We start from the raw sequence: 18,662 nt of genomic DNA on the forward strand, positions 1-18,662 counted from the left end.
GCGCCCCGTGATCGACACGCTGAGCAGGGAGATACCCGAGGGCGAGGAACGGCTGTCCCTCCGCGTCGAGGACGGCATCGGCATCCTGACGCTCTGCCGTCCGGAGAAGCTCAACGGCTGGAGCTGGGAATCCAGCCGCCAGCTCGGGCTGATGGCCGACCGGATCCGCTTCGACGAATCGATCAGGGTGGTGCTGCTGCGCGCCGAGGGCCGTGCCTTCTGCGCGGGCATCGACGTCACCGCACCCGGCGGTGCGATCACGGGGCGCTCCCCGGCCGAGCGGACCCAGAACTACTACGAGGGCATCCGCTGGGTCCATGAGCGCTTCGCGGCCTTCGCCCGGCTGCCGCAGCCGGTCGTCGCGGCGGTGCAGGGCTACTGCCTGGGGTTCGGCTTCGAACTCGCGTTGATGGCGGACATCCGCATCGCTGCGGACGACGCCGTCTTCGCCCTGCCGGAGGCGCAGATCGGCGTGGCGGTGGACGCGGGCGGCGACATGCGGATCGCACGGGAGGCGGGGGCGGGGTGGGCGAAGCTGCTCGCGCTCACCGGACGCCGTATCGACGCCGGCACCGCCGAGCGCCTCGGACTTCTCCAACTGGTCACTTCACGCGAGAAGTTGGAAAAGGCTGCGCAGGAGATCGCCGCCGAGATCGCGGCCAACGCACCGCTCGCCGTCCGGGCCGTCAAGCGCAGCATCGACGCGTACGCGGACTCCGGGATGGCCGAGGCCCTGGACCGTACGGCCCTGTCCGCGGCGCTCACCCTCACCTCGGAGGACGCGCGGGAGGGTTACTCCGCGAAGGCGTCCCGCCGTAGCCCGGACTTCGAGGGCCGCTAGGGATGGACCACACGGGCGTCGTGTTCTTCGATGTCGACGGCACCCTCGTGCCCGGTACGAGTTCGTCGGTCTTTCTGGCCGGATTCCTTGGCCACCAGGACGAGTTGGCCCGGGCCGAGGACGCCTACGCCTCCGGCGACCTGGACAATCGGCAGGTCTCCGAGCTGGATGCCAAGGGCTGGGCGGGCGCGACCGAGGAAGAAGTCTCCGGCCGGCTCGACGGGCTGCCTCTGGTCTCGGGGATCGCGGAGAGTGTGGACTGGTGCCGACGGAACGGGCTGGTGCCCGTGCTGGCCACGCTCGCCTGGTCTCCGGTCGGGAGTTGGCTGACGGAGCGCTTCGGCTTCCAGACGTTCAGCGGACCCCGGTTGGAGATCGTCGAGGGTCGGTTCACGGGCCGCGTCGCCCGCCATTTCGACGAGTACGGCAAACGGGACTTCGCCCTGACGACCGCCCGCGAGCTGGGAGTTGACCCCCGCTCGTGCGGGGCCGTCGGAGACAGCCGCTCCGACCTGCCCCTGTTCGCGTCCGTCGGTGTGAGCGTGGCGTTCAACGCCTCGGCGGGGGCACGGGAAGCGGCGACCGTGACGGTGGACGGCGACGACCTGCGCGACGTGCTCCCCGCGCTGAGCGGGCTGCTCGCCACCGCCGGCTGACCGTCTCAACTCCCGTACGGGCCGTGCCCCAGCTGCTCCCGCACCGGCACCACCTGCGGGTTCACCACGGTGCGCCGCTGCCAGTTCGCCCCGTCCACGACCATCGTGTGCCCGGATATGAAGCGGGCGTACGGAGAGGCCAGGAAGGTCGCCGCCCACCCCAGCTCCCTCGGCTGCCCCACCCGCAACGCGGGCTGGCGCCCCGCCTTGTCGTCGTCCGTGCCCTCCAGATTCCCCCGGATCGCCTCCGGCATGTCCTCGTGCGGGAAGAGGCCCGGCACCAGACCGTTGACCTGGATACCGTACGGAGCCCACTCGACGGCCAGGGTCTCCACGAGGTTCTTCACCCCGGCCTTCGCGGCAGCGGAGTGGGCGAACCCCGGACCGCCCGTCCACGCGTACGACGCCCCGACGTTGATCACCGAGCCGGGTGTCCCCGCACCGAGATGCCGCCGCCCGAACTCCCGGGTCATGAACCAGGTCCCCGTCAGCGTGATGTCCACGACCGCCCGCCATGCGTTCGGCGACATGTCCTCCGCCGGGACGGGGAAGTTGGCGGCCGCGTTGTTGACCAGCACGTCGGGCAGTGCGGGAGCGGCGTCGAAGACCTCGGCGATCCGGTCGGGGTCCCGGATGTCGCACGCCGCGAACGTCACCCGCCCGCCCAGTGCACCCAGTTCCCTCTGCGCCGCCTTGAGCCGGTCCTCCGTACGGCCCACGATCAGCAGATCCGCGCCGAGCCGCGCGAACTCCGCGGCGACCGCCTTCCCGAGCCCCGAACCTCCGCCGGTGACCAGGACGAGGCGGCCCTCGTACGTCCCTGGAGGCAGCGCGCTCGCGCCCGGCGGGGGAGGGGAGGCCAGTCCGGGATACGTGTTCTCCGTCATGGCCGAATCGATACCCCGTACGGGCAGAAACCTCCAGGTGCACGAAGAGATCCGTGCACGCCACATTGACATGCCGTCAGGACCCTGATGAATTGCGGGGGTTGTGATGCGCGACTTCCTTGTGAGACCCCCGTGGCCCATGGAGGACATGTGACGCCTCGCCTGCCCCGTCTCGCCGCTCTCGCCGCGGCCCTGAGCCTGCTCCTCGCCGCTCCCGCACTCCCCGCAGCCGCCCACGAAGCACAGCATCCGGATCCCGCGGCCACCCTGGCCATCACGCCCACACCCCAGTCCGTGCACCCGCGCGGCGACCGCGCGACCGTCGCCTCCACGGTGACCCTGGTGACCGGGGACACCTCGGACGACCAGGCCGTACGGGTCACGGAAGATGCTCTGCGCGCCGCCGGTGCGCACCGGATCGTACGCGGCACGGCGCCGGGCCGCGGCGGCCTCACCGTGTACGTCGGATCGGCGGCGCCCCTGGCACCGCTCCACGTCGAAGGCCCCTCCCAACTCCCCGCCGATGGCTACGTGTTGGCCATCGGCTCCGGCAGGATCGTCCTCGCGGGGAAGGACACCACGGGCACGTACTACGCCGCACAGTCCCTGCGCCAGGTCCTCCCGCACCGCACGCACCCCGGTGCGACCGTCGCTGGTCTCGAAGTGCGCGACTGGCCCGCCACCCCGCTGCGCGGAGTCATCGAGGGCTTCTACGGAACACCGTGGTCGCACGCCGCCCGCCTCGACCAGCTCGACTTCTACGGCGAGCACAAGATGAACATCTACGTCTACTCGCCCAAGGACGACCCCTATCTGCGCGCCCGCTGGCGCGAGGCCTACCCCGCAGACCAGCTGGCCCAGTTGAAGGAACTCGTCGACCGCTCGGCCGCCGACCACGTCGACTTCACCTACGCGCTCTCGCCCGGCCTCTCCGTCTGCTACAGCGCCGACGCCGACATCAAGGCGCTCGTCGACAAGTTCCAGACGCTCTGGAACATCGGGGTGCGCACCTTCGCCGTTCCGCTCGACGACATCAGCTACACCAACTGGAACTGCCAGGCGGACAAGGACCGTTGGGGCACGGGAGGCGGCGCGGCCGGCGCCGCGCAGTCGTACCTCCTGAACCGGGTGAACCGTGAGTTCATCGCCACCCACCCCGGCGCCCAGCCGCTCCAGATGGTCCCGACGGAGTACTACAACGTGAGCCCGTCCCCGTACAAGAAGGCCCTGGCCGACCAGCTCGACCCGGACGTTCTCGTCGAATGGACGGGAGTGGGCGTCATCGCGCCGACCATGACGGTCGCCCAGGCGAAGGCCGCCCGCACCGTCTTCGGACACCCGATCCTGACCTGGGACAACTACCCGGTCAACGACTACATCACCAACCGGCTGCTGCTCGGCCCGTTCAACGGCCGCGAGAAGGGCCTCCCCGGCGAGCTCGCGGGCATCACCGCCAACCCGATGATCCAGCCGTACGCCTCCAAGCTCGCCCTCTTCACCGTCGCCGACTACGCGTGGAACGACAGCGCGTACGACCCACGCGCCTCCTGGGGTGCGGCCGTCAAGGAGTACGCGGGCGGTGACCCGCGCACCGCGGCAGCGCTGCGGAGCTTCGCCGACCTCAGCTACAGCTCCGACCTCAACCGGCAGCAAGCCCCGGAACTGGCCGGCGAGTTGGCGTCCTTCTGGAGCTCCGGCGACAGCCGCCGCCTCGACCGGACCCTGGCCGCCCTGCAGTCGGCGCCCGCGGTGCTCCGCGAGCGGCTGCCCGACCGTGCCTTCGCCGACGACGCAGGACCGTGGCTGGATGCCACCGCGGCCTGGGGTGCGGCGGCCCGTACCGCGCTGCGGATGCTCGACGCCGCGCGCGACGGTCACGGGGCGGAGGCCTGGAAGCTCCGTCAGGAGCTCCCCGCCCTGGTCGCGACGGCGCAGTCCTTCACCTACACCGGGCTGGACGGGCGCAAGATCCCGGTGCTCGTCGGCGACGGAGTGCTCGACACGTTCATCGACGACGCGACCGCAGAGCACGACCGGCTCCTCGGGGTCACCGGCCCGCCGAAGGCGCTGACCAGTCTCGGTACGTACCAGACGAACACGCCCGCCCGGATGGCCGACGGCGACGACTCCACGTACTTCTGGAGCAACGGAACCCCGGCTCCCGGCGACACAGTGACCCTGGACCTGCGCAAGGAGCAGCCGATCGGCGACATCACGCTCGCCATGGGGAAGCCGGGCAGCGTGGACGACTACCTCCACGCAGGGGTACTGGAGTACTCGGCCGACGGCACCACCTGGCAGCAGCTGGCAGCCTTCTCGGGGCAGGCGACCGTCACCGCGACGCCGCCGGCCGGGACCACCGCGAGGTTCGTACGGGCGCGGGCGACCGCGGCGCAGGACAACTGGGTGGTGGTGAGGGAGTTCGGCGTCGTCACCGCACGGGCGGCCGTGACCGGCGGACCGCCCGCGGCGGCCGGCTCGTCGCTCCACGCGGCGGCGGACGGCGACCTCGCTACGGTCTACCGCGCGGCCCGCGCGCCCGAGGCGGGGGAGAGCCTCGACCTGGCACTCGGCCGGGCGCAGTCCGTGGGGACGGTGACCGTGCTGCGGCCCGAGGGGGAGAGCGCGAAGGCCGCGGTCCAGCTGCGTGCGGCCGACGGCGGCTGGCGGACCGTGGGAGCACTGACCGGCTCGTACACCCGGATCAGGGTGGGTGCGGTGAGCGCCGACGCGGTGCGTCTTGCCTGGTCCTCGGGTGGATCCCCGCAGATCGCCGAGGTGATCGTCGGCTGATCCGGTACGGGGCCGCCGGGTCTGTGCCCGGCGGCCTCCAGCCCTTCACAGCGTGGCAAGCGACCGCTTAGTATGCACTCAGCGTGAACAGCCGACGGTTTGTGGAGGCCCCGAATGCAGGCATGGCGAGTGCACCGGAACGGCGAGCCGGGCGAGGTGATGAGCCTCGAAGAAATCGACCGGCCCGTGCCCGGTGAAGGGCAGCTCCTGCTGAAGGTCCGCGCCGCGAACATCAACTTCCCCGACGCGCTGCTCTGCCGCGGCCAGTACCAGGTCCGGCCCCCGCTGCCCTTCACCCCCGGCGTCGAGATCTGCGGCGAGACCGAGGACGGGCGGCGCGTCATCGCCAACCCCGCCCTCCCGCACGGCGGATTCGCCGAGTACGTCACCGTGGACGCGAACACCGTGCTGCCCGCACCCGACGCACTGGACGACGCCGAGGCGGCCGCACTGCACATCGGCTACCAGACGGGCTGGTTCGGACTGCACCGCAGGGCCCACCTCCAGGCGGGCGAGACCCTCCTCGTCCATGCGGCCGCCGGCGGAGTCGGCAGCGCCGCCGTGCAGCTCGGCAAGGCGGCCGGTGCCACCGTCATCGGAGTGGTCGGAGGAGCGGACAAGGCGCGCGTGGCCCGCGAACTGGGCTGCGACCTGGTCATCGACCGGCACACCGAGGACATCGTCGCCGCGGTGAAGGAAGCCACCGGCGGGCGCGGCGCCGACGTCGTCTACGACCCGGTCGGCGGCGACGCGTACGCGAAGTCCGTGAAGTGCATCGCCTTCGAGGGACGCGTGATCATCGTGGGCTTCGCGAGCGGGAGCATCCCGACGCCCGCCCTCAACCACGCCCTCGTCAAGAACTACTCGATCGTCGGACTCCACTGGGGCCTCTACAACCAGAAGGACCCGGCGTCGATCCTCGCCTGCCACGAGGAGCTCACCCGGCTCGCCGCAGAGGGCGCGATCAAGCCGCTCGTCAGCGAGCGCGTACCGATGAAGGACGCGGCCGACGCCGTCCAGCGTGTCGCCGACGGCACGACCACCGGACGTGTGGTCGTCATCCCGGAAGGAGAGACCCGATGACGCTCACGGACGCCGCCGAACTGCGCCGCCGCACCCAGGAGTTGATGACCGCGCACCCGGTCGCCAGCACCGCGCCCGCGGACTTCCTCAAGGCCCGCTTCGACGCCGGACTCGCCTGGGTCCACTACCCGGTCGGCCTCGGCGGACTCGACGCACCGCGCTCCTTGCAGTCCGTCGTCGACGCCGAACTCGCGGCCGCGGGAGCCCCCGACAACGACCCGCGCAAGATCGGCATCGGCCTGGGCATGGCCGCCCCGACCGTCCTCGGCTACGGCACCGACGAGCAGAAGCAGCGCTTCCTGCGCCCCCTCTGGGTCGGCGAAGAAGTCTGGTGCCAGCTCTTCAGCGAGCCGGGCGCGGGCTCCGACCTCGCGGCCCTCGCCACCCGCGCCGTCAGGGACGGCGACGACTGGGTCATCAACGGTCAGAAGGTCTGGACATCCAGCGCCCACCTGGCCCGCTGGGCGATCCTCATCGCCCGTACGGATCCGGACGTGCCCAAGCACCGCGGCATCACGTACTTCATCTGCGACATGACCGACCCGGGCGTCGAGGTCAGGCCGCTGCGCCAGATCACCGGCGAGGCGGAGTTCAACGAGGTCTTCCTCACGGACGTACGCATCCCCGACGCCCATCGCCTCGGCGCGGTCGGCGACGGCTGGAAGGTCGCGCAGACCACCCTCAACAACGAGCGCGTCGCCATCGGCGGTGCCCGTATCCCGCGCGAGGGCGGGATGATCGGGCCCGTGTCGCAGACCTGGCGCGAACGTCCCGAACTGCGCACCCACGACCTGCACCAGCGCCTCCTGACGCTCTGGGTCGAGGCCGAGGTCGCACGGCTCACCGGCGAGCGGCTGCGCCAGCAGCTCGTCGCGGGGCAGCCCGGCCCCGAGGGCGCCGGTATGAAGCTCGCCTTCGCCCGCCTCAACCAGCAGATCAGCGGTCTGGAGGTCGAACTGCTCGGCGAGGAAGGGCTGTTGTACAGCGACTGGACCATGCGCCGGCCCGAGCTCGTCGACTTCACCGGCCGCGACGCGGGCTACCGCTATCTGCGCTCCAAGGGCAATTCGATCGAAGGCGGTACCAGCGAGGTGCTGCTGAACATCGTTGCCGAGCGTGTCCTCGGACTCCCCACCGAGCCGCGCAACGACAAGGACGTCGCCTGGAAGGACCTGGCTCGATGACAGATCTGCTCTACTCCGAGACCGAGGACGACCTCCGCTCGGCGGTACGGTCCCTGCTCGCCGACCGCGGCGACACGCCGGGCCTCCTTGCGCGCGTCGAGTCCGACACGCCGTACGACCCGCAGCTCTGGAAGTCCCTCGCCACCGAGATGGGCCTGGCCGGACTGCTCGTACCGGAGGAGCTCGGCGGCCAGGGCGCCACCCACCGGGAGGCGGCCGTGGTGCTGGAGGAGCTCGGGCGCAGCGTCGCCCCCGTTCCGTATCTCACCAGTTCGGTCGTCGCCACGGAGACGCTTCTCGCGCTGGCCGGGGCGAGCGGCGACGCGGCCGAACTCGTCGGGGACCTCGCCGCCGGCCGTACGGTCGCCGTCCTCGCGGTACCGCTGTCCGCGGCCCCCGGCGCGCCGGTCCCGCTGACCGGGCTCACCGGGCGGGTCACCGGCGTCGCCGACGCCGCGGCCGCCCAGGTCCTGCTCGTACCGACCGCCGAGGGTCTGTACGCGGTCGAGACGTCGGCCCCCGGTGTCACCGTCGAAGCGCTCACCGCTCTCGATCTGACCCGCCCCCTCTCCGCCGTCACCCTCGACGGCGCCACGGGCACACTCCTCGCGGGCGCGCCGGCCTCGGAGGCCGCGGTGCGCCGAGGGCTCCTCGCCGGAGCCGGACTGCTCGCCTCCGAGCAGCTCGGCCTCGCCGAATGGTGTCTGGAGGAGACCGTCCGGCACACGCGCGAGCGGCACCAGTTCAACCGCCCGGTCGGCGGATTCCAGGCGCTGAAGCACCGTATGGCGCAGCTCTGGCTGGAGGTCGTCTCGGCCCGGGCCGCCGCCCGCAACGCCGCCGACGCCCTCGCGACGAGAAGCCCCGAGACCGCCCTGGCGGTAGCCGTGGCGCAGGCGTACTGCGGCAAGGTCGCCGTCCACGCGGCCGAGGAGTGCGTTCAGCTGCACGGCGGGATCGGCATGACCTGGGAGCACCCCGCGCATCTGTACCTCAAGCGCGCCAAGTCCGACGAGATCGCGCTGGGTTCGGCCGGAGGCCACCGCGACACGGTGGCGGAACTGGTCGGTCTGCCGGCTCCCGCTCAGTCCAAGAGCCCGCGCGGATAGTCCATGTCGCCGGTGGCCGGGCCACCCCACTCTGTTTGACGGGTTCATGTCCATGGGCCCGTCGAGCAGAGGAGATCGACATGCGCAGAGCGAGAGCGGTCGCCCTTGTGGTGATCGTTGCGTTGGCGGCCTGTCTCGGGCTGGCCGGACCGGCTGCGGCCACCGGCCAGACCCCCGGCACCTACACCAACTACTCCTTCCCGTCGGGGACTTCGACCCTGGACGACGTCACCTTCGGCGTGACCGTCCAGTCCGACCCCGGCCGGGCCAACGTCTTCTGGTCGCACCAGTTCGGCTTCTCCAACGGTGTCGGCGGCTACATCGGCATGCAGCGGTGGCGCGACGGGGGCGGGATGTTCCTGTTCTCGCTCTGGGACTCCACCGGTGGCACCGCGGGCAGCAGCGGTACGTACTGCCAGACCTTCGACGAGACCGGCAGCGGATACACCTGCCGCCTCAACCAGCGGTTCACCGCGGGCCATCAGTACCGCTACCGCATCGCGCCCGACACCACGGCCGGCTGGTACAAGGCCACCATCACCGACGTCACCGCAGGGACGTCCTTCGTCCTCGGCTCCCTGAACGTGGGCTCCGGCGCGAAGGTCAACACGGGCGGGATGGTCAACTGGGTCGAGTACTTCGACTGGAACAACAACGCGGCGACCTGCGCCGACGAACCGTACTCCAAAGCGGTCTTCGACCTGCCGACCGGCACGAAGACGGGCGGCGGCACGGCGACCGCCTCCGTCAGCTCCACCTCCGTGAGCAGCAGCTGCCCCAACGGCGCGAAGGTCACGACGCAGAGCGGCGGCAGCATCCAGGAGGACGGCATCGGCAACTCCTCCTCGGGCTCGGTCACCGGCATCGCCGCCAAGTGCGCGGACGCGCCCGCCACCACCGACGGAACCCAGCTCGTGCTGTGGACCTGCAACGGCGGCAACAACCAGAACTGGGTGCGCGCTTCGGACGGAACCCTGCGCGCCGAGTTCAAGTGCGCGACCGTCAGCGGCTCGACCGTGCAGCTCTCCACCTGCACGGGCGCGGCGGCCCAGCAGTGGCAGATCAGCGGCGAGGCCCTGGTCAACCCGGCCACCGGCAAGTGCCTCGACGTGACCGGCGGCGGCAGCGCGGACGGCACCGCGCTGGGCATCTACACCTGTACGGGCAATGCCAACCAGCGCTGGGTCACCCCGTCCTGACCGGAAACGGCATACGGCGGGCGGGCGACGTACCGGCCAACTCTTGGCAGGGACCTGCCTGCGAGCAGACCCGGCCCGGATACTCGATGGCGTCCGCCCGTCCGTCACGCCCGTCCCGGGAGCCACCATGGTGCACCTGACCCGCCGGAGAGCCGTCACCACCCTCGTCGCCGCAGCGGCCGCAGGCGCCGCAGTGCCGCTTCAGGCCGCGTCGGCCCAGGAACGCAGACCGCAGCCGCGACCGCTGCGCCGCGCGCACGCCCACAACGACTACGAGCACGAACACCCGCTCTTCGACGCCCTGTCCCACGGCTTCACCAGCGTCGAGGCCGACATCTACCTCGTCGACGGACAGCTCCTGGTCTCCCACGACCGCATCGACCTGGACCCCACCCGCACCCTCGAATCCCTCTACCTGGACCCGCTGCTGGCCCGCGTGAAGGCCAACCACGGCTTCGTCTACCGGGGTTACCGCCGCCCCGTGCAACTGCTCGTCGACATCAAGGAGGACGGGGACGCCGCGTACCGCGAGCTGGACCGGCGGCTGCGCCCGTACCGCCGCATGCTCAGTACGTACGCGAACGGCCGGGTGATCCCCGGCGCGATCACCCCGGTCATCTCCGGCGACCGCGCGGCACGCGTGCCGATGGAGGCCCAGAAGGTGCGCCACGCGTTCTACGACGGACGCCTCGACGATCTGGCGACGACCGCCCCCGCCTCCTTCATCCCGCTCATCAGCAGCAACTGGACCGAGAGCTTCAGCTGGCTGGGAACCGGCCAATTCCCGGCAGCGGAACGGGAGAAGCTGCACGCGCTCGTCTCGACCGCCCATGCGCGCGGCCAGCGCGTCCGCTTCTGGGCCACCCCCGACCTGCCGGGCGCCGACCGCGAGGCGCTCTGGGCCGAACTCCTGGCCGCGGGAGTCGATCACCTGAACACGGACGACCTCGCGGGACTCGAACGGTTCCTCCGTACACACGACGCATAGCCAACAACACCCGTACGGCGGACAGCTCTTCCGCCTGATCGGTCACCCTCCTCCGCCACACTGGCCGCCGAATGCCGCAAATCCGGCGCGGCGGAGGAGGGTGACCATGGCTGTCTCGATCTCACTGGTGCTGCTTCTGCTGGTCCTCGCAGTGATCTTCCTGCGCAGCGGAGGGCTCAAGGTCTCGCACGCACTGGTCTGCGTGCTACTGGGTTTCTACCTCGCCAGTACGAGTGTCGCGCCGACGATCCAGAACGGGCTGAGCGCCACCGCGCAGATGGTCGGCAACATCAAGCCCTGAGTCAGATCACCTTCGACCTGATCAGGAAGCGCACACCCTCGGGCGCCTCCAGCGAGAAGCCGCTGCCGCGCCCCTCCACGACATCGACGATCAGCCGGGTGTGCGCCCACGCCTCGTTCTGGCTCGCCGAGATCCAGAAGGAGACGGGCTCCTCGACCCCCTCGACGGAGAGCGATTCGATCAGTACGTCGGACTCCCCGGTACGGAATTCGCCCTCGGGGAAGCACATCGGCGAACTGCCGTCGCAGCAGCCGCCCGACTGGTGGAACATCAGCGGCCCGTGGGCCTCGCGGAGCCGCCGCAGGACCGTGGCGGCAGCGGGAGTGACGGCCACGCGTGGGGCGTCGGCGCCGGCCGGGGGTTCCGTGTTCTCGTACGGTTGCATGTGCTGCCCCTCTCGTGAGCGGGGAAACGGGAGCAGCCTCAACTCTCCCAAGCATGCGGGGGAGTTGTACACGGCCCCGGCGCGGCGCTGCGGAGTTACTCGAACCGGGCGGTGTCACCCGCTCCCCGGCGCACGATCTCCAGGTCGCCGTCGGAGAAGTCGATGACCGTGGTCGGCTCGGTGCCGCAGTCGCCCGAGTCCAGGACCGCGTCCACCACGTGGTCGAGCCGTTCCTTGATCTCCCAGCCCTGCGTCAGCGGCTCCTCCTCGTCGGGCAGGAGCAGCGTGCTGGAGAGCAGCGGCTCACCGAGCTCGGCGAGCAGTGCCTGGGTCACGGCATGGTCGGGGATCCGGACGCCGACCGTCTTCTTCTTGGGGTGCAGCAGCTGACGCGGCACTTCCTTCGTCGCCGGGAGGATGAAGGTGTAACTGCCGGGTGTGGCCGCCTTGACCGCGCGGAAGACGTCGTTGTCGATGTGCACGAACTGGCCCAGCTGGGCGAAGTTCTGGCACATGAGCGTGAAGTGGTGCCGGTCGTCGAGGTTGCGGATCGACCGGATGCGGCTGATGCCGTCACGGCTGCCCAGCTGGCATCCCAGCGCGTAGCAGGAGTCCGTCGGGTATGCGATGAGCGCACCCGACCTGATGCTGTCCGCCACGCTGGTGATGGTGCGCCGCTGGGGGTTCTCGGGGTGCACGTCGAAGTACTTCGCCATTGGTCGAGTCTAGGCGATCAGTGGATTCCTGCCCGCGCGCACGACCTCGGCGGCCAACTCGGTGAGCTCGGTGCGCCGGGCCGCGGTGAGGTGGTCCGTGAGCGCGGTGATGCGGCCGCTGATCTCGGCGGTGCACCGCTCGGTGAGCTCCCTGCCGAGGGGTGTGAGGGAGACCAGTACGGCGCGGCCGTCGTGCGGGGAGGGTGAGCGCCGGACCAGGCCACGCTTCTCGGCCCTGCTGACCAGGCCCGTCATGGAGGACTTGTCGAGGCCCAGGTGGGTGCCGATCTCCAGCATGCCGGCCTGCCGGTCGCGCAGGATGCCCAGCAGCCTGATCTGGATGATCGACAGATCGTGCTCGGTGCCGGTGGCCGCCAGGACGCGCTGGGTCAGGAACGACAGCTGTACGAGGGCGTCCACCGTGTTCAGCGGCTGGTCGTCGGCGAGGCCGGCCGGGGTGGATTCGGGGGTCATGGGGGTGAGCTTACTTGACCTAGTACGCGGCGCAAACTATCTTCGAAAGTAGTACGTGCCGCAAACCAGATGGAGACCTCCCATGCGCGCCGCAGTCGTCCGCTCCTTCGACTCCCCTCCCCGCTTCGACACCTTCCCCGAGCCGGTCGTCTCGGGGGAGCACGAGATCCTCGTCGACGTTCTGGCGGCAGGCCTGCACCCGCGCGTGCGCTCGGCCGCCGACGGAACCCACTACACCTCCGACGGCAGCCTGCCGATGGTCCCGGGCGTCGACGCGGTCGGCCGGACGCCGGAGGGTGAACTGCTCTACTTCGTCGCCCCCGACGACGGGATCGGCACCATGGCCGAACGCGCGGTCGTCGACCGCCGACGGGCCATCACCCTGCCTCCCGGCACCGACCCGGCCGCCGTCGCCGCGGCGATGAACCCCGGCATGTCCTCCTGGGTGGCCCTGCGCCGCCGCGTCGCCTTCCGGCCCGAAGGCTCCGTCCTGGTGATGGGCGCCACCGGCAACGCCGGGCAGCTCGCGGTCCGGATCGCCAAGCGCCTCGGGGCCTCCCGGGTGATCGGCGCGGGCCGCGACCCGCAGCGCCTCGATCTGCTCACGGGGCTCGGCGCCGACGAGGTGATCGCGCTGGGTGGTGACGAGGACGCCGTCGCCGACCGGCTCGGCCGGGCCGCCGGAGACGTCGACGTCGTCATCGACTACCTGTGGGGCCGCCCCACCGAGCAGGCCATGCCCGCCCTGCTCAAGGCCCGTACCGACCGCTCGAAGGCCCTCGCATGGATCCAGATCGGCTCCATGGCGGGACAGGACATCGCCCTGCCCTCGTACCTGCTGCGTGCGGGGAACCTGAGCATCATGGGCAGCGGCCAGGGTTCCGTGACCACCGCCGGAATCCTCGCCGAACTCCCCTCGCTCGCCGAGGAGATCGCCTCCGGCGCGCTGGCCGTGGGTGTGCAGTCCGTACCGCTGGAGCAGGTCGAGCAGGCGTGGACCGCCCCGGCCGAGCCCGGCCGGCGCATCGTCATCACTCCCTGACCTCCGCAGAACACCGGTGAAATCGCCGATGCCGACACACAGCCGGCACGGCCACGGTGGGGACCGCCAACGCACACGGCGGTCCCCACCCGGGTGTGACCCTCTCTCCCGCGTGGCTCCGCCACGACCGAGAGGACCCCTCCGTGCATCTGCAACTGCACGCCTTTTCCCGCCCGTTGGTACGGGCCTTCCTCGCCGCCACGCTGACGGCCGCCGGGCTTCTGGGCACCGCATTCGCCCCGGGTGCGCACGCCGCCGCCGACAACCCCTACGAGCGCGGCCCCGCACCGACCGTCTCCAGCATCGAGGCCACGCGCGGCTCCTACGCCGTCTCGCAGACCAGCGTTTCCGCGCTCGGCGTGTCCGGATTCGGCGGGGGCACCGTCTACTATCCGACGTCCACGGCCGACGGCACCTTCGGCGCGGTCGTCATCGCACCCGGCTTCACCGCCTACCAGTCGAGCATCTCCTGGCTGGGGCCGCGGCTCGCCTCGCAGGGCTTCGTGGTCTTCACCATCGACACCCTCACCACCCTCGACCAGCCCGACAGCCGGGGGCGCCAACTCCTCGCCGCACTCGACTACTTGACCAAGACCAGCTCGGTGCGCAGCCGGATCGACACCTCCCGGCTCGGCGTGATGGGCCACTCCATGGGCGGCGGGGGCACCCTGGAAGCGGCCAAGAGCCGCACCTCGCTCAAGGCGGCGATACCGCTGACGGGCTGGAACCTCGACACGACCTGGCCCGAGGTCCGCACCCCCACCCTGATCATCGGCGCGGACGGTGACACGATCGCCCCCGTCGCCACCCACTCCGAGCCGTTCTACCAGTCGCTGCCCAGCACGCTGGACAAGGCGTACCTGGAGCTCAACAACGCCACCCACTTCACCCCGAACTCGTCCAACACGACGATCGCGAAGTACAGCATTTCGTGGCTGAAGCGCTTCATCGACAACGACACCCGCTACGAGCAGTTCCTCTGCCCGCTCCCGCGGCCGAGCCTCACGATCGACGAGTACCGGGGCAACTGCCCGCACACGTCCTGATCCTGACTGTCCGTCGCCGGGAGCCCGGCGACGGACAACGCGGACTGTGCTCGCGCACACCGTGATACGGCCGCGCCTGGGGGCGCGCCCAGCACCGCGTGCCCAGGGGACACTCCTGCGGACGCGCGCCTTCCGGGCGGATTTACGCGGAAGTAACGTGCGGGCGTGACCTCTTCCACGACGGAAACAAACGCACCCGGGCCCACCGCACTCCACGGCCGACGCGAGGAACAAGCCGCCGTGGAAGCCATGGTGGAGCGATTACGGACCGGCCGCGGCGGCGTGCTCGTCCTCGACGACGCGCACACCTGGGAACCCGCAGTGCAGGCCGCCCTCTTCGACCGCCTCACCGGCGGCTCCGCCGACCCGGCCGTCAGGGACTGGCTGATCCGCGAGGCCGAGGGGAACCCGCGCCTGCTCACCGCACTCGTCGCCCACCTCACGCCCGGCCAGCTGTCCGGCAGCAGACCGCTGCCCGATCCGCTGCCCGGAGGCGAGGACGTACTCGACGACTACGCGTCCCGCGTCGACGCCCTGCCCGGCAGTGCTCGCACCCTGCTGCTGCTCGCCGCGGCGGCGGGCGAGCACGAGCCCGACGGCACGGGCGCGGACCTCGCCCTGCTGCTGCGAGCAGGTGGCGACCTCGCGGGTGTCGGGCCCGCCGAAGCCGCCGGGGCGATCGTCGGGGCGGGCGGACGCATCCGCTTCACCCACCCCCTGCTGCGCCGCGCCGTCCTGCGCCGCGCCCCGCTCGGCCACCGCAGGGCGGCCCACACCGCTCTCGCCTCGGTGTGTTCCGACCGCCTGCCCCGACTGGTCCAACTGGCGTGTGCGGCAGGAGAGTACGACGCCCGGCTCGCCGCCGACCTGGCCGCGGAGGCGGCCGTGCCCCGCCCGCACGCCGAGCGCTCCGACGCCCTGGCCCGGGCCGCCGCACTCACCGCCGACCCCGCGCTGCGCACCGACAGGATCGCCGACGCGGCGGAAGCGGCCCGGCTCGCGGGCGACCCCGTACGGGCCCGCGCCCTGCTGGCGCGCGCCGGAGCGGCCCCCGCCCACGGCGGCATCCACCGGGTGCGCGGGCTGCTCGCCCTCGCCGACGGGCCTGCGGCCGACGCGGGGGAGGCGCTGCTCACCGCCGCCGCACTGCTTCCGCCCGAACCGGCCCGCCGTGCGCTGCTGGGCGCGGCGGAGGCGGGGTGGGCGAGGGGCGACGCGGCCGCGTACCTGGAGGCGATGACCCGGATTCCCGTCTGCGCGGACGACCCGTCACTGGAGGCCTACCGCGCCGGGATGTGCGCGGTCCTCTCGGGCCGGACCGCACAGGGGCACGCTCTGCTGCGCCGCTGCCTGGACGACGTACCCGGGACGGGCGATCCGGCGAGGCTGCTGCGCGCGGGCGCCGCCGCACTCGTGGTCGGCGAGGTCGAGACCGCCTGTGCGGCGGGCGCCAGGGCGCTGGCCGCCGTACGCGCGTACGGCCCCGAAGTCCTGCTGCCGCGCGCCCTGGAACACCTGGCGTACGGCGAACTGCGCGCAGGCCGCCACACCCGGGCGCGGGCGCACGCCGTTGAAGGGCTCAGGGCCGCGCACCGTATCGGGCAGCCCAACGTCGCGGTCTGTCTGCACGCCGTCCTCGCGCTCGCCGCCTCCGTCGAGGGCGACGCGGAAGCCTGCGCCGTGCACGCCGACGCCGCGGCATCGGGCGCAGGACCGCACGGCCTCACCCAGGCCGCCACCCTCGCCGTCTGGGCCGTGGCCCGCGCCGATCTCGCGGCGGGGCGTCCGGGCGACGCCGCGGCACGGCTGGAGCCACTGGTCGCAGCCGGGCCGCGGCGCGGTCACTTCGCCGTACGCATGCTGGCCGTCCCCTGCTTCGTGGAAGCAGCCGTCCAGGCCGGGCGCCACCCGCAGGCCCGCCGGGCCACGGAGGAGTTCGCGCTGTGGACCGCGGCCACGGCCGACCGGCTCGCGCCCGCCCAACTGGCCCGCTGCCGCGCACTGTTGGCGCCGCCGCAGAGCGCGGCAGCCGCGTACGAGAGCGCGCTCGCGCACCACGACCGCATGCCGGGCGAGTTCGAGCGAGCCCGCACCCAATTGCTCTACGGGCAGTGGCTGCGCCGCAGACGCCGCACCCGCGAGGCCCGCGAACCGCTGCGCGACGCACTGGTCGTCTTCGAGCGCTGCGGGGCGCGGGCCTGGGCGGAGCGCAGCCGCGGCGAACTGCGCGCCGCCGGCGAGACGACGGCGGGGGAGCCGGGCCCGGGGCCCCTGGAATCCCTGACCCCGCAGCAGCAGCGCATCGCCCGCCACGTGGCGGAGGGCGCCACCAACCGGGAAGTGGCCGTACGCCTTTCGGTGAGCCACCGCACGGTCGACCACCACCTGCGCAATGTCTTCGCCGCACTGGGTGTGCGGTCGCGTGTCGAGCTGTCGAGGCTGCTCGCCGGGGACGGCGGACGGCGGGACCGCGGTGTGGAGATTGCCGCACAGCTCTAGGTACCGACCGGGCGGTATGCCATTCTTCGGGCGACAGGAACTTCCGGCAGCGAGCACACTCCCCGGGGAGGCCCCATGCCACACGTCCTGCGGTCGCGGGTCAGGACCTTGTACGAAGTGCCCGCCGTCACCCCGCTCGCACCGGGGACGCGCTCGCTCCTCGACGCCGAGGCGGTCGCCGTGCTCCACCGTGCGGCCCGTGTCCTCCTCGACGACCTGCCCACCCTGACCGACGGGCTCGTCGCTGCACTGCGCGAACAGGAGCCCGCCTACCGGGCGGCCATCGCCTCGCACCCCACCGAGGTGTGGCAGGAGGTGCACCGCTCGCTGCGGCACAGCGTCACCTCGCTCCTCCAGCCCGGCGAGACCAGAGCGGCGGCACACCGCACCTCCGCGCAGATCGCCGAGTTACGTGCCGAACGCGGCCTGCCGCTCGACGCGTTGCTCCACGCCTTCCGGCTCGGCGGCGCGATGGTCTGGCAGGGCCTCGTCGAGGAGACCTCGCGCGGCAACCCCGACGACATGCGGCTGCTCATCCATGTCGCCACGGACGTGTGGAACTTCGTCGACGAACACTGCGGAGTCGTCGCCGAGGCGTACCGCCGCACCGAGCGGCGCATGGCCTGGCAGCACGAGAACCGGCTGCGCCTGCTGACCGCCGGCCTGTTCGACGGAAGCGCCCGCCTCACCGACCTCCCCGATGCCGCGGACGCGCTCGGCCTGCCCGAGGAAGGGTGGTACGCCGTGATCGCCCTGGCGGGGGAGGGCGCGCGGCCCGTACTGCCGGCCGGCACACGATCGCTGCACCATGCGGAGTCCGGCACCCAGTACGTTCTGGTGCTGCTCGGCGACGCCGAGGGCGACCCGGCGGCCGAACTGGCCGCGCTCGCCGCCACCTTGGCCCTGCCGCCCGGGGCCCGCGCCGGGATCGGCACACCCGTGGAAGGGCTGGCCGCCGTCCCCGAAGCGCGCAGGCTCGCCGACACGGCGCTGCGCGCATGCCCCCGCAGCGGCGGCACCGTACTCCTGGACGAGCGCCTGCCGGACGCCCTCGTCGTCTCGTCGCCCGAGCTCGCCGCCGCCCTCGCCGAACGCGTCCTCGGCCCGCTGCGTTCCCTCGATCCCGTGGACCGGGACCTTCTGCTGGACACGCTCACCGTCTGGCTGGAGTCCGACGGCTCGGCGCAGCGCGCGGGAACCCGCCTGTACTGCCACCGCAATACCGTCCTCAACCGCCTGCGCCGCTTCGAGCAGTTGACCGGCCGGAGCCTCACCAGGGTCGGCGACATGGTCGAGGTGTCCCTGGCGCTCGGCGCCCGGAGGCTGCTCGGCGGATGAGGCGGGCGCGCCGCCCCGCGCTGCCTGGAAACGTCACAGGACTACCGCATTCGTACCGGTTCCGCGACCGACTCACCAGGACCGTACCGCGTAGCGGTACGGTCACCGAGCGTGTCGAAAC

The 18,662-nt window shown here is 71.8% G+C and carries 17 protein-coding genes; 13 read left to right on the top strand and 4 right to left on the bottom strand.

All coding sequences use genetic code 11. The features are described 5' to 3' along the window. The first annotated feature begins 7 nt into the window (after positions 1–7). Positions 8–841 carry an enoyl-CoA hydratase/isomerase family protein gene (locus tag OG707_RS38665; protein ID WP_329126554.1) on the top strand — a complete coding sequence of 278 codons (834 nt, stop codon included), beginning with the start codon at positions 8–10 and terminating at the stop codon, positions 839–841. 2 nt (positions 842–843) lie between these two features. Next, the gene (locus OG707_RS38670; RefSeq protein ID WP_329126555.1) at positions 844–1,497 is read left to right on the top strand and encodes an HAD family hydrolase; all 654 of its coding nucleotides are present in this window, start codon (positions 844–846) and stop codon (positions 1,495–1,497) included. A gap of 5 nt (positions 1,498–1,502) precedes the next feature. Here OG707_RS38670 and OG707_RS38675 read toward each other — a convergent pair whose 3' ends face one another. Next, a complete protein-coding gene (locus tag OG707_RS38675; protein ID WP_329126556.1) occupies positions 1,503–2,384 on the bottom strand; it encodes an SDR family oxidoreductase in 882 nt (293 codons plus the stop codon). A gap of 150 nt (positions 2,385–2,534) precedes the next feature. Here OG707_RS38675 and OG707_RS38680 point away from each other — a divergent pair, with 150 nt between their 5' ends. From OG707_RS38680 to OG707_RS38710, 7 genes are all read left to right on the top strand, one after another. Next, a complete protein-coding gene (locus OG707_RS38680; protein WP_329126557.1) occupies positions 2,535–5,177 on the top strand; it encodes a beta-N-acetylglucosaminidase domain-containing protein in 2,643 nt (880 codons plus the stop codon). A 114-nt stretch (positions 5,178–5,291) separates the two neighbouring features. Then, positions 5,292–6,260, top strand: a complete 969-nt coding sequence (locus OG707_RS38685) for an NADPH:quinone oxidoreductase family protein (RefSeq protein WP_329126558.1) — start codon at positions 5,292–5,294, stop codon at positions 6,258–6,260. Further along, positions 6,257–7,444, top strand: coding sequence for an acyl-CoA dehydrogenase family protein (locus tag OG707_RS38690; RefSeq protein WP_329126559.1), 1,188 nt, complete (start codon positions 6,257–6,259; stop codon positions 7,442–7,444). The genes OG707_RS38685 and OG707_RS38690 overlap by 4 nt, the downstream gene beginning before the upstream one ends. Then, the gene (locus OG707_RS38695) at positions 7,441–8,553 is read left to right on the top strand and encodes an acyl-CoA dehydrogenase family protein (RefSeq protein ID WP_329126560.1); all 1,113 of its coding nucleotides are present in this window, start codon (positions 7,441–7,443) and stop codon (positions 8,551–8,553) included. Before OG707_RS38690 ends, OG707_RS38695 begins: the two co-directional genes overlap by 4 nt. 80 nt (positions 8,554–8,633) lie before the next feature. After that, the gene (locus tag OG707_RS38700) at positions 8,634–9,752 is read left to right on the top strand and encodes a ricin-type beta-trefoil lectin domain protein (protein ID WP_329126561.1); all 1,119 of its coding nucleotides are present in this window, start codon (positions 8,634–8,636) and stop codon (positions 9,750–9,752) included. A 127-nt stretch (positions 9,753–9,879) separates the two neighbouring features. Continuing rightward, the gene (locus OG707_RS38705) at positions 9,880–10,740 is read left to right on the top strand and encodes a phosphatidylinositol-specific phospholipase C/glycerophosphodiester phosphodiesterase family protein (protein ID WP_329126562.1); all 861 of its coding nucleotides are present in this window, start codon (positions 9,880–9,882) and stop codon (positions 10,738–10,740) included. 106 nt (positions 10,741–10,846) lie between these two features. After that, entirely contained in the window at positions 10,847–11,041 is a 195-nt protein-coding gene (locus OG707_RS38710; protein ID WP_329126563.1) for a hypothetical protein, read from the top strand. A 1-nt stretch (position 11,042) separates the two neighbouring features. On the opposite strand, the gene OG707_RS38715 is transcribed toward OG707_RS38710, so the two are convergent. From OG707_RS38715 to OG707_RS38725, 3 genes are all read right to left on the bottom strand, one after another. Further along, positions 11,043–11,426 (bottom strand): DUF779 domain-containing protein, encoded by a 384-nt coding sequence (locus tag OG707_RS38715; RefSeq protein WP_329126564.1) that lies wholly within the window; start codon positions 11,424–11,426, stop codon positions 11,043–11,045. A gap of 95 nt (positions 11,427–11,521) precedes the next feature. Further along, complete coding sequence (locus OG707_RS38720; RefSeq protein WP_329126565.1) at positions 11,522–12,142, bottom strand: L-threonylcarbamoyladenylate synthase; 621 nt, start codon at positions 12,140–12,142, stop codon at positions 11,522–11,524. A gap of 9 nt (positions 12,143–12,151) precedes the next feature. Next, complete coding sequence (locus OG707_RS38725) at positions 12,152–12,616, bottom strand: MarR family winged helix-turn-helix transcriptional regulator (protein WP_329126566.1); 465 nt, start codon at positions 12,614–12,616, stop codon at positions 12,152–12,154. 82 nt (positions 12,617–12,698) lie between these two features. Here OG707_RS38725 and OG707_RS38730 point away from each other — a divergent pair, with 82 nt between their 5' ends. From OG707_RS38730 to OG707_RS38745, 4 genes are all read left to right on the top strand, one after another. Continuing rightward, on the top strand, positions 12,699–13,658 hold the full coding sequence (locus tag OG707_RS38730) for a quinone oxidoreductase family protein (protein ID WP_329126567.1): 960 nt from the start codon (positions 12,699–12,701) through the stop codon (positions 13,656–13,658). A 176-nt stretch (positions 13,659–13,834) separates the two neighbouring features. Then, positions 13,835–14,704: a bis(hydroxyethyl) terephthalate hydrolase gene (gene bdeA / locus OG707_RS38735; RefSeq protein ID WP_443071515.1), complete on the top strand. Its 870-nt coding sequence runs from the start codon at positions 13,835–13,837 to the stop codon at positions 14,702–14,704. A gap of 165 nt (positions 14,705–14,869) precedes the next feature. Further along, positions 14,870–17,203 (top strand): helix-turn-helix transcriptional regulator, encoded by a 2,334-nt coding sequence (locus tag OG707_RS38740; RefSeq protein WP_329126568.1) that lies wholly within the window; start codon positions 14,870–14,872, stop codon positions 17,201–17,203. 75 nt (positions 17,204–17,278) lie between these two features. Next, entirely contained in the window at positions 17,279–18,541 is a 1,263-nt protein-coding gene (locus OG707_RS38745; protein WP_329126569.1) for a PucR family transcriptional regulator, read from the top strand. The last annotated feature ends 121 nt before the right edge of the window (positions 18,542–18,662 follow it).

Origin of the sequence: Streptomyces sp. NBC_01465, from assembly GCF_036227325.1 — a bacterium.
Lineage (GTDB): Bacteria > Actinomycetota > Actinomycetes > Streptomycetales > Streptomycetaceae > Streptomyces.

Coding starts and splice junctions, on each gene's coding strand:
- OG707_RS38690 (WP_329126559.1), top strand. CDS start 6,257: ATGACGCTCACGGACGCCGCCGAACTGCGCCGCCGCACCCAGGAGTTG.
- OG707_RS38745 (WP_329126569.1), top strand. CDS start 17,279: ATGCCACACGTCCTGCGGTCGCGGGTCAGGACCTTGTACGAAGTGCCC.
- OG707_RS38685 (WP_329126558.1), top strand. CDS start 5,292: ATGCAGGCATGGCGAGTGCACCGGAACGGCGAGCCGGGCGAGGTGATG.
- OG707_RS38695 (WP_329126560.1), top strand. CDS start 7,441: ATGACAGATCTGCTCTACTCCGAGACCGAGGACGACCTCCGCTCGGCG.
- OG707_RS38730 (WP_329126567.1), top strand. CDS start 12,699: ATGCGCGCCGCAGTCGTCCGCTCCTTCGACTCCCCTCCCCGCTTCGAC.
- OG707_RS38720 (WP_329126565.1), bottom strand. CDS start 12,142: ATGGCGAAGTACTTCGACGTGCACCCCGAGAACCCCCAGCGGCGCACC.
- OG707_RS38700 (WP_329126561.1), top strand. CDS start 8,634: ATGCGCAGAGCGAGAGCGGTCGCCCTTGTGGTGATCGTTGCGTTGGCG.
- OG707_RS38725 (WP_329126566.1), bottom strand. CDS start 12,616: ATGACCCCCGAATCCACCCCGGCCGGCCTCGCCGACGACCAGCCGCTG.
- OG707_RS38705 (WP_329126562.1), top strand. CDS start 9,880: ATGGTGCACCTGACCCGCCGGAGAGCCGTCACCACCCTCGTCGCCGCA.
- OG707_RS38675 (WP_329126556.1), bottom strand. CDS start 2,384: ATGACGGAGAACACGTATCCCGGACTGGCCTCCCCTCCCCCGCCGGGC.
- OG707_RS38670 (WP_329126555.1), top strand. CDS start 844: ATGGACCACACGGGCGTCGTGTTCTTCGATGTCGACGGCACCCTCGTG.
- OG707_RS38715 (WP_329126564.1), bottom strand. CDS start 11,426: ATGCAACCGTACGAGAACACGGAACCCCCGGCCGGCGCCGACGCCCCA.
- OG707_RS38710 (WP_329126563.1), top strand. CDS start 10,847: ATGGCTGTCTCGATCTCACTGGTGCTGCTTCTGCTGGTCCTCGCAGTG.